The sequence below is a fragment of the Sodalis sp. (in: enterobacteria) genome, from assembly GCF_047607725.1.
Taxonomy (GTDB): Bacteria; Pseudomonadota; Gammaproteobacteria; order Enterobacterales; family Enterobacteriaceae; genus JBLKSS01.
This window is the reverse complement of sequence record NZ_JBLKSS010000101.1, coordinates 1-9354: the sequence shown is the minus strand read 5'-3', so window position 1 is coordinate 9354 and position 9354 is coordinate 1. Positions and strand designations below refer to the sequence as shown.

Genomic DNA, 9354 nt, shown 5'->3' with positions numbered 1-9354 from the left:
AAACCCACCAATAATTCAAGACGTCCTCCACGGGGCGCTTACGGAAAAATAGACTAAAACTGAGTCAGAAGATAAGCGAACACGTGATCGAATATCACTGGAATGGGTGATCGGAAAATATCGGAATAACTGATCGGATGTCGCCGGAACAGATGATCGGATACGTCGGAATCTGCAGGTGCTGCAGATCCAGATTAAAGCGGCTATTGAAATAAGAGGGCAGCCAGAATAATAAAAACCACCAGATGGGGTCGGTCATGCCTTTACCGACCACAATTGACCAGGTGGCGCGGTGTTTGAACAGCGAAAACCAACCGACGGTTTGCCCGTCATCCTTTTCCTGGACCGTCTCTTTGTCCTGTCGAATGACATGTAATTCCTGCGGGGTAACGCGAGGATGTTTCTGCGGGGCATAATACATGACATACCAGAAGGCAAACCAGATGAAGCCTGGAATACCGGTCAACAAAAAGGCGCTTTGCCAGCCGAAGCTCACAGCGAGCCAGGGGACTAAAACCGGCGCTAACACGGCACCGATACTGGTGCCGGAGGTAATGATACCCACGGCCAATGACTGCTCTGAGCGCGGAAACCATTCCGACACCACTTTTACCGCGCAGGGAAAACTGCCCGCCTCCGCCAGGCCGAGAAAGGCGCGCATGACGCCGAATCCCAACATGTTGCGGATAAAAGCATGACCGCAGCAGGCCAGGCTCCAGACCAAGACGCAGACGCTGTAGCCCATCTTGACGCCGAACCGGTCGGCGAATTTTCCGGCGAAAACCATGCCAAGCGCGTAGCAAAAGGCAAATACCGTCACGACGTAGCCGTAATCGGTTTCGGTCCAGTGAAATCTCGCCGCTAATTCTGGTTTGAGAATGCCGAGCACCTGGCGATCAAGGTAATTAATGGCGACAAAGAGCAGTGCGCAAATACGCCACCGATAATGCCTTAAAACGTTTTTCATTGTTATTACCTTCAGTAGAGTACTGCCGTCAGATAACCCATCCATCGCTTAACGACATAACGCGTTAACGGCCATAGACCGCCACTCCACCTGGCGGCGATGCCTTTCGTTGCCCCAAAGGGCATTATTCGGCCCGGTATCGGGAGGGAGGGGGAGCGAGTTCCTGATCGCGGCCAAAATCGGCCGGGCGTTTTTCACGAAAGGCCGCGACGCCTTCCCGCGCATCCGCCGTTCCTTTGCAAACCGACGCGGCTAATTCATGGGCGATATCCAGCGCCGGCGGTTCAATTATGCGCATCAGCCGCTTGCCGACGGTGAGAGCCGCGGGAGAACGCGACGTCAGCCGCGCGCAGATTCCCTGGAATACGTATCAAGCTGCTCTCTGGCGCCGAGCGAGGCTTCGGGCAACCCGAGTTTGATCCCCTCGGCCGCATAGCGGAAATCACAGGCCAGCGCCAGTTCCAACCCCCGCCGAGGGCATGGCCGGACATGACCGCAATGGTGGGAACGTCCATCTCGCGGATACGGCGAAAAACGCGATTGCCGGTGCGGATAAACAGACTGCCCATTTTTTCAGGATTAATATCCCCCCATTCTTTGATATCCGCGCCGCTGCAAAAAAAACGCTCGCTGGTTGAGGAAAATAAAATACACCGGAGGTCCTCTCTCGCCTCCAATTGGGCGAGGCCCTCATCAAGCGCGCGCAGCATGTCGAGGGTGAGTGCATTGTGCGTCGCGGATTTATTGAGCGTGAATCTGGCGATGCCCTGTTCGACCTCAAGCTCTATTTCATGATGTAGCGCCATAATCGTCCTCTTATTCGCATGTAACGAACCGGTTCGTTACTTAAGATAGCACCCTTTTTTCTCGCTCTCAAGAGCCCGACGCTTTTCAATATCGCCGGTACCGGAAAAAAGTTTCAATGTGGGATAGCGATCAAATTTTGAAAGCACGTGAGCTGTTCGATCACGGCTTGCTAACGGAAATAACACCAGGGGTCTAGGGATAATTTTCCCGCATTAACACCCTGCGACGGGCGAGGCGCAGGCGGGGATATTCTTGTCCAAACGGTGCAAAACAACCGTAATTTAGCGTATAGTTTTCATTAAAATTGAATAACTAAGCTGAGCCTATGCAACAGAATCCGCCACAAAAAAGCGTCGTTAAAAAGCGTCCGCGCGATCCGGTGCAGACGAAAGCGCTGATCCTTGCGGCGGCGATGGATGAATTCGCCGGCCTTGGGCTGGGGGGGGGGCGCATCGACGGTATAGCAGCCAAGGCAGGCGTGAATAAGCGCCTGATCTATGAATATTTCAACAGTAAGGACGATCTTTTTCAGGCCGTACTGGAGGACATTTATACCGATGTGCGCACCGCCGAGGAGGCGCTGGGGCTGGACGATTTAAAGCCGGTTGACGCCATTTGCGCGCTAATGCGGTTTACCTGGAACTATTACCTAAAGCGCCCGGAATTTATGTCGCTGGTGAATAGCGAAAACCTTCATAAAGCCATTCATGTCAAACGATCTTCACGTTTTGCCCTGCTGCACGTGGATTTTGTCGGCAGGATCAAACGCATCCTGGATCGCGGCGTGGCGGCCGGCGTCTTTCGGGCGGGCGTGGACCCGGGGCAGCTTTATATTACGATGGCGTCGGTAGGGTATTATTATTTGAACAATCGCTATACTCTCGAAGTTATCTATGGTCAAAATTTCGTTTCAGACGACGCCCTCGACACGCGATTTGCCTTTAACGTCGACACCATTTTACGTCTTCTTAAACCCTGACACAGGCGATTGGTGCAAGCGGCTTGGCCCGTGCTCACCCCTCCCAGGAGGCGTCACGGCATGCTCATCCCGCCCCCGCTGTAGCGCAGCCCGCCAGGCGCAAAAGCCAATAGCCCGGAGAGGGGGCCTACCCCTAAGCTATCGGCGGCCCATGACACGAAGGGGAGCGGCGCCCGCTGTCGCAGTCGGCATTAAAAAGTAGGGCTGCCCGTCGACGCCATGAATCGTCCCGGTCGAGCTCATGAATCGCGCCGTTGGGCGCTAGGCATCGCCTAGGCCGACGCCATGAATAGTGCTTGCAAAATGATTCATATTATGAATATCATTATCTCTAATTGAATAATTGTCATTTACCTTTATGCCCAAGCGTTATGTCGCCGGGCGCGACGGTCTGTCATGGGTGAGCCGACAGGCGCCGCCCGCCGCCGTGACGGCGAGCGCCGGATTACCGCCATCGTCATGAGATATCACACACATTTTGTCAGGACGCGCACGCTACGCCCGCGAATCAGATAGAGCCTATGCCTAACGCAAACCCACCATCACACGCTCATTTCAGCCTGCGCGGGCTTAGCTTTGCCGTGCCCGGCCGTACGCTGCTGCATCCGCTGGATTTTTCCTTTCCGCCAGGCCAAGTCTGCGGTCTGATTGGCCATAACGGCTCCGGCAAATCAACGCTTTTGAAGATCCTCGGCCGCCATCAATCGGCCAGCGGCGGCGAAGCGCGGCTCAATGACCGGCCGTTGGCGGAATGGGACAGTAAAGCATTCGCCCGACAGGTGGCCTATTTGCCGCAGCAGTTGCCCGCCGCGGAAGACATGACGGTACGGGAGTTGGTGGCACTGGGGCGTTACCCGTGGCATGGCGCCCTTGGCCGTTTTAGCATCGCCGATCGCGAGCATGTGCAGGAGGCTATCGAACTGGTGGGGCTGGACGCTTTCGCCGATCGGTTGGTGGACAGTTTGTCCGGCGGCGAGCGGCAGCACGCCTGGCTGGCGATGACGATGGCACAGGACAGCCGCTGCCTGCTGCTGGACGAGCCGACCTCGGCGCTGGATATCGCGCACCAGGTTGACGTGTTGGCGCTGGTGCAGCGGCTGAGTCGCCAGCGTGGCCTCACCGTGATTGCCGTCCTGCACGATAGCGCTACTGCGACCACCCGGCGGCGGTGCGCCGGTGAGCTTCGTCTACTGATGGCGCACCTTTTATCCACCGCCTGTCTCCCACGCCGGCGGTTATTGAGCGCGATGCTGCTGGCGTGACAAGCCCTGGCCGCGCCGTTGCCGGCCGCGCCACGCATCGTGGCGGTCGAATGGCTGCCGGCCGAACTGTTATTCGCCCTGGACATTACCCCTATTGCGGTGGCGGATATCGTCTCCTATCGCCAGTGGGTGCAACAGCCGGTGCTGCCGCCGGAGGTGATTGATGTCGGGGAGCGCGTGACGCCCAATCTGGAATTGATGGCGGCATTGCAGCCGGACATGATCCTCTATTCCGCCGGCTACGGCCCGCGCGCGGCGCAACTGAAGGCCGTCGCGCCCGCGATGGGATTCGCCTACACCGATGGCGCGGGAAAACCGCTGGATATGGCGCGCGTCTCCCTTATGGCGCTGGCGCAAAGGCTTGATCGCGAGGCCGTCGGCAGGGCGCATTTAGCCTGGTTCGCCCGGCAACTGGCGCAGNSCGGCGCCGACGCTCGCATCTTATCGGCGGCAGCCGCTATTGGTCTTCACGGTGATGGATGAGCGCCACGCGCTGGTGGTAGGGCGTAATCACCTGTTCCAGCAGGTGCTGGATCAACTGGGTATCGAAAAATTGATCGCGTTGCCGCCGGGCCGCGCCATTTTACTCGAGCAGGACGACGGCGCCCTGTGCCAGCGCATAAGCAAAACGCCGCTATGGCAGGCGATCCCCTTTGTGCGGCAGTAGAGCTGGCAGCCGGCGCCGGCGATTTGGTATTACGGCGCCACCTTGGCGGCGCTATTGGGTGCGCTGCTGGTGGGGGGCTGGTGTTCGGCGTTGCCTGGGGCAAGCGTATGTCGCCGGTGACCCTGGATAATGGCCGGCCTGGTGATCAGTCTTTATAGCAGCGCCGCCAACGGTTTGCTGGCGCTGTTCCATTATGAGTATCTGCAAAACCTGTTTTTGTGGAGCAGCGGATCCCTGAATCAGCAGGACTGGCAGGTCGCCGCCGGGTTACTGCCACGGGTGATCCTGGCCTGGTTTCTGGTGCTGTTATTGTTAAGACCGATGACCCTGCTGGGGGTGGACGACGGCGTGGCGCGCAATCTTGGCCTCGGTCTGTCGCTGGCGCGACTGGCGGCGCTATTATTGGTATTGGCTATCGTGTTAAGCGCGGTGCTGGTCAACGCGGTGGGTATCGTGGGCTTTGTCGGACTGTTCGCACCGCTGTTGTCGCGGCTTTTAGGCGCCCGTCGGCTGCTGCATCGCCTTTTCCTGGCGCCGCTTATCGACGCATTGTTACTGTGGCTGACCGACCAATCGGTGGTGTGGCTGGCCCGCGTCTGGCACGAGGTCCCCCCCGGCGCGGCCACCGCGTTGATAGGCGCGCCGCTGCTGCTGTGGCTGCTGCCGCGGCTGCGCCATACCGCGCAACCGGCCACCGATGGTCAGACGCTGCAGCGGTAAACGACGGGCCGCTACTCCCCGTTGTGGCTGGTGGCGGGGGCGCTGCTGGTGCTGGCAGGGGTCTGGCTGTCGCTGACGTTTGGGCGCAACGCCGAAGGCTGGCATTGGGCTCACGGCGAAGAAATGCTGCATCTACTGCCCTGGCGCTGATCGCGAATCCCATGGGCAGCCCCGAAGTGTTGGGCATCAGCGCCGGCGCTTCCGGTGCAGTGATTTTGCTTATGTTGCTTATCCCCGGCGATGTGTTTGCCTGGCAACTGCCGGCGGGTAGCCTCGGCGCCGCGCTGACGCTGGGTGCGATAATACTGGTGTCCGGCCGCCGCCATTTTTCGCCGCAGCGTATGCTGCTGGCGGGCATCGCTATCGGCACCGCGTTCACCACGCTCATTACGCTATTGTTGATAAGCGGCGATCCGCGCCTGGGCGGCCTGCTGTCGTGGATTTCCTGCTCAACCTACGGCGTGACTCCCCGGCAGGCCATCTTCAGCGCGGTGACCGCGTTTTGTCTGCTGTTGCTGATGCTACTGTGCCGCCGCTGGGCAACGCCAGTGCGCTGTCGCTAGGAGTACCGCGGGTGCGGGCGCGGCTGTCTATTTTGCTGTTGGCGGCCGTCATGACCGCCAACGCCACGCTGACCGTCGGGCCACTGAGCTTTGTCGGGCTGATGGCTCCGCATATGGCGCGCATGCTGGGCTTCCATAAACCGGTGGCGCAGGGGCTGATGGCGTCGGCGATCGGCGGCCTCCTGATGATGTTCGCCGACTGGTGCGGGCACATGGTGATGTTCCCCAATCAAATCCCCGCCGGATTACTGGCGACCTTTATCGGCGCGCCGTATTTCATCTGGCTGCTGCGCCGCCAGGGGCGGTAACGGGCGGGGCGGTAGCGCGGCGGTTACGATGTCCGCCGCGTTGAGACGATAACGCTAGCGCGGCGTCGGCATTGATAGCCGCGCCGGGGAAGAGGCGCCCCGCGTCCGGGGCGGTGTGGCATCCGGCCGCGGCCGCAGGGGTGAGCGGCGGAAAAACCGCGTAAACCTGGCCCGCGCGGCCAACCGGTCACAGTTGGGCGAAACTCTGTGCGGCGGCCTCCAGCGTGAAGCGAATCTCGGCGTCGCCGTGCGCCAGGGACATAAAGCCGGCTTCATACGCCGACGGCGCTAGATAAATCCCCGCCGCCAGCATGGCATGAAAGAACCGCTTGAAACGTTCCACGTCGCACGTCTGTACGTCCTGGAAGCAGGTAACGCTCGGCGAATCGGTGAAAAACAGACCGAACATGCTGCCGACGTGGTTGACCACCAGCGGCACGCCCGCCGATTCCGCCGCCGACAGCAGCCCCTGCGCCAGACGTTCTGTCTGCTGCATTAACTGTTGATGTACGCCTGGCCGGGCGACCTCGCGCAGGCAGGCGTAGCCCGCCGCCATGGCGACCGGATTGCCCGACAGGGTGCCAGCCTGATAGACCGGTCCCGTCGGCGCCAGCGCCGCCATCACCTCCCGGCGGCCGCCAAAGGCGCCGACCGGCATGCCGCCGCCGATGATTTTGCCCATGCAGGTCAAATCCGGTTTCACATCGTAATAGGCCTGCGCGCCGCCCTGCGCCACGCGAAAACCGGTCATGACCTCATCGATAATCAACAGCGCGCCAAACTCGTCGCACAGCACGCGCAGACCGGACAAAAATCCGGGCAGCGGCGGAACGCAGTTCATATTCCCCGCCACCGGTTCGACGATGATGCAGGCGATATCGCGGGGATAAAGCGTGAACGCCTCGCGCACCGACTGCAAATCGTTATAGCTGCAGGTGAGGGTATATTTGGCGTAATCGGCCGGTACGCCGGGAGAGCTGGGCTGCCCCAGGGTGAGCGCGCCGGATCCGGCCTTGACCAGCAGCCCGTCCGCGTGGCCGTGATAGCAACCCTCAAATTTAATCACTCTATCGCGGCCGGTATAGCCGCGCGCCAGCCGGATGGCGCTCATGGTGGCTTCGGTGCCGGAGTTGACCATGCGCACGCTCTCGATAGACGGCACCAGCTCGGTCACCAGCCGCGCCATTTTCACTTCGATTTCAGTGGGCGCGCCGAAGCTAAGGCCGCGCTGTACGGCGTCCAGCACCGCCTGGCGGACCGCCGGATGGTTATGGCCCAGCACCATGGGGCCCCAAGAGCCGACATAGTCGATATAGCTGTTGCCGTCGGCGTCGGTTATGCGGGCGCCGTCGGCGCTGGCGATAAACAGCGGCGTACCACCAACGCCATTGAATGCACGCACCGGTGAATTGACCCCGCCGGGGATCAGCTGCTGCGCCTCGGCGTACAAACTTGCGGAATGACTCATCAATCGGCTCCTGAATGGCAAAATAGACCTAACCCCTGTAGTGTAATCAACTGGCGTGCATTGTGAAATCACCGTGTCGACGCGTGCCCGCGCAACGGGGGCATTTAAGCGACAACGGCGACAGCGCCCTGCGGGGCGCGCAAACTGACGTGGTGGACTTACAGGCACTATATTCTTATGGCAAAAACAAATCTTTCCTACACCTCGGTACCGCGGGAGCAGCAGGCGCGCCGGCATATGTTTCGCAAACTTCTCTACCGCGATAAGACGCCGGTGCTGATCCTCTTCATTGCAGCGTTAGTGGGCACGCTTGCCGGGCTCGTGGGCGTGCTGTTCGAGAAAGCGGTCAATGGTGTTCAGGTATTACATATTGCAGCGCCGGCGGCGTTTGTTTTCTCGGCGTTGCTGGCGATGATGGGAAATTTTTTGGTATGCCGTTACGCCTCTGAGGCCGGCGGCTCCGGCATTCCTGAGATCGAAGGCGCGTTGGAGGACCTGCGGCCGGGGCGCTGGTGGCGTGTTATTCCGGTGAAGTTTATCGGCGGCATGGGGACGCTTGGCGCCGGCATGGTGCTGGGGCGGGAAGGTCCTACGGTGCAGTTAGGGGGCAATCTTGGCCGAATGGTGGTGGATGTTTGCAGGCGTCGCGGCGCGGAAGCGCGCCACACGCTCCTGGCGACCGGGGCGGCGGCTGGATTGACCACGGCATTTAATGCGCCGTTGGCGGGAATTTTGTTTATCATTGAAGAGATGCGGCCACAGTTCCGTTACAATTTAATCTCGATTAAAGCGGTCTTTATCGGCGTCATTATGGCCAGCATTGTTTTTCGGCTGTTCAACGGCGAACGGACCGTTATCGCGGTGGGCAAATTAGCCTTCGCCCCGGTCAATACCTTGTAGCTCTATCTGCTACTGGGCGCTATTTTCGGCGCGGTGGGCGTCCTGTTCAATGCGCTTATCCTGCGCGTACAGGCCGTTTTCTTACGCCTGCACGGCGACGCCTGGCGCAAAATCATCGCCATAGGCGGTCTGCTGGGGGGCGGTTGCGGCATCCTGACGCTGGGGTCCGTTTGCTGCCGGCGGCGGCTTTAACCTGATCCCGCTGGCCGCCGCCGGGCATTACACGTTCAGCCTGCTGCTCTTCATCTTTCTGGCGCGCATGCTTACCACGCTGCTGTGCTTTTGTTCGGGCGCGCCAGGGGGCATTTTCGCGCCTATGCTGGCGTTAGGTACCTTGCTCGGCACGGCTTTCGGCGTCGGCGCCATGACGTTATTGCCAGAAGACGGTCTACAGGCCGGTACCTTTGCCATCGCCGGCATGGGCGCGCTGTTCGCCGCCTCGGTGCGGGCGCTCTTGACCGGGATCGTGCTGGTGCTGGAGATGACGGATAATTATCAACTGATTTTACCGATGATTATTACCTGTCTGGGCGCAACGCTGGTGGCGCAGTTCCTGGGCGGCAAGCCGCTTTATTCGTAAGCGCCCCGTGGAGGACGTCTTGAATTATTGGTGGGTTTGTTGTATGAGACAGTAAACCTACGTTACACGCTTATGCTCATTGCATTTTCACATTGTATTGATTTTAATAACTTTTATTTCCATCCCGGTTTGA

At 59.7% G+C, this 9354-nt stretch carries 8 protein-coding genes and 2 pseudogenes; 6 read left to right on the top strand and 4 right to left on the bottom strand.

Annotated elements, in window-relative coordinates:
• Positions 1-94: 94 nt before the first annotated feature.
• The 3 genes from ACMX3H_RS09640 to ACMX3H_RS09630 form a co-directional block, all read right to left on the bottom strand.
• The gene (locus tag ACMX3H_RS09640; RefSeq protein WP_415210658.1) at positions 95-967 is read right to left on the bottom strand and encodes an MFS transporter; all 873 of its coding nucleotides are present in this window, start codon (positions 965-967) and stop codon (positions 95-97) included.
• A 124-nt stretch (positions 968-1091) separates the two neighbouring features.
• Positions 1092-1265 (bottom strand): hypothetical protein, encoded by a 174-nt coding sequence (locus ACMX3H_RS09635; protein ID WP_415210657.1) that lies wholly within the window; start codon positions 1263-1265, stop codon positions 1092-1094.
• Entirely contained in the window at positions 1252-1773 is a 522-nt protein-coding gene (locus ACMX3H_RS09630) for an enoyl-CoA hydratase/isomerase family protein (protein ID WP_415210656.1), read from the bottom strand. The genes ACMX3H_RS09635 and ACMX3H_RS09630 overlap by 14 nt, the downstream gene beginning before the upstream one ends.
• 326 nt (positions 1774-2099) lie before the next feature.
• Between ACMX3H_RS09630 and ACMX3H_RS09625 the strand changes: the two genes are divergently transcribed.
• The 5 genes and pseudogenes from ACMX3H_RS09625 to ACMX3H_RS09605 all read left to right on the top strand — a co-directional run.
• A complete protein-coding gene (locus tag ACMX3H_RS09625; protein WP_415210655.1) occupies positions 2100-2753 on the top strand; it encodes a TetR/AcrR family transcriptional regulator in 654 nt (217 codons plus the stop codon).
• A gap of 521 nt (positions 2754-3274) precedes the next feature.
• Positions 3275-4015, top strand: coding sequence for an ATP-binding cassette domain-containing protein (locus tag ACMX3H_RS09620; RefSeq protein ID WP_415210654.1), 741 nt, complete (start codon positions 3275-3277; stop codon positions 4013-4015).
• Between the two features lie 39 nt (positions 4016-4054).
• On the top strand, positions 4055-4498 hold the full coding sequence (locus tag ACMX3H_RS09615; RefSeq protein ID WP_415210653.1) for an ABC transporter substrate-binding protein: 444 nt from the start codon (positions 4055-4057) through the stop codon (positions 4496-4498).
• Positions 4491-4682, top strand: coding sequence for a hypothetical protein (locus tag ACMX3H_RS09610; RefSeq protein ID WP_415210652.1), 192 nt, complete (start codon positions 4491-4493; stop codon positions 4680-4682). Before ACMX3H_RS09615 ends, ACMX3H_RS09610 begins: the two co-directional genes overlap by 8 nt.
• A 26-nt stretch (positions 4683-4708) precedes the next feature.
• Positions 4709-6273, top strand: a pseudogene (locus tag ACMX3H_RS09605) (iron ABC transporter permease); the annotation flags it as partial.
• 187 nt (positions 6274-6460) lie between these two features.
• Here the strand turns inward: ACMX3H_RS09605 and hemL are convergent.
• The gene (gene hemL / locus ACMX3H_RS09600; protein WP_415210651.1) at positions 6461-7741 is read right to left on the bottom strand and encodes a glutamate-1-semialdehyde 2,1-aminomutase; all 1281 of its coding nucleotides are present in this window, start codon (positions 7739-7741) and stop codon (positions 6461-6463) included.
• A gap of 177 nt (positions 7742-7918) precedes the next feature.
• Between hemL and clcA the strand changes: the two are divergent.
• Positions 7919-9221: pseudogene (gene clcA / locus ACMX3H_RS09595) on the top strand (H(+)/Cl(-) exchange transporter ClcA).
• Positions 9222-9354: the final 133 nt, after the last annotated feature.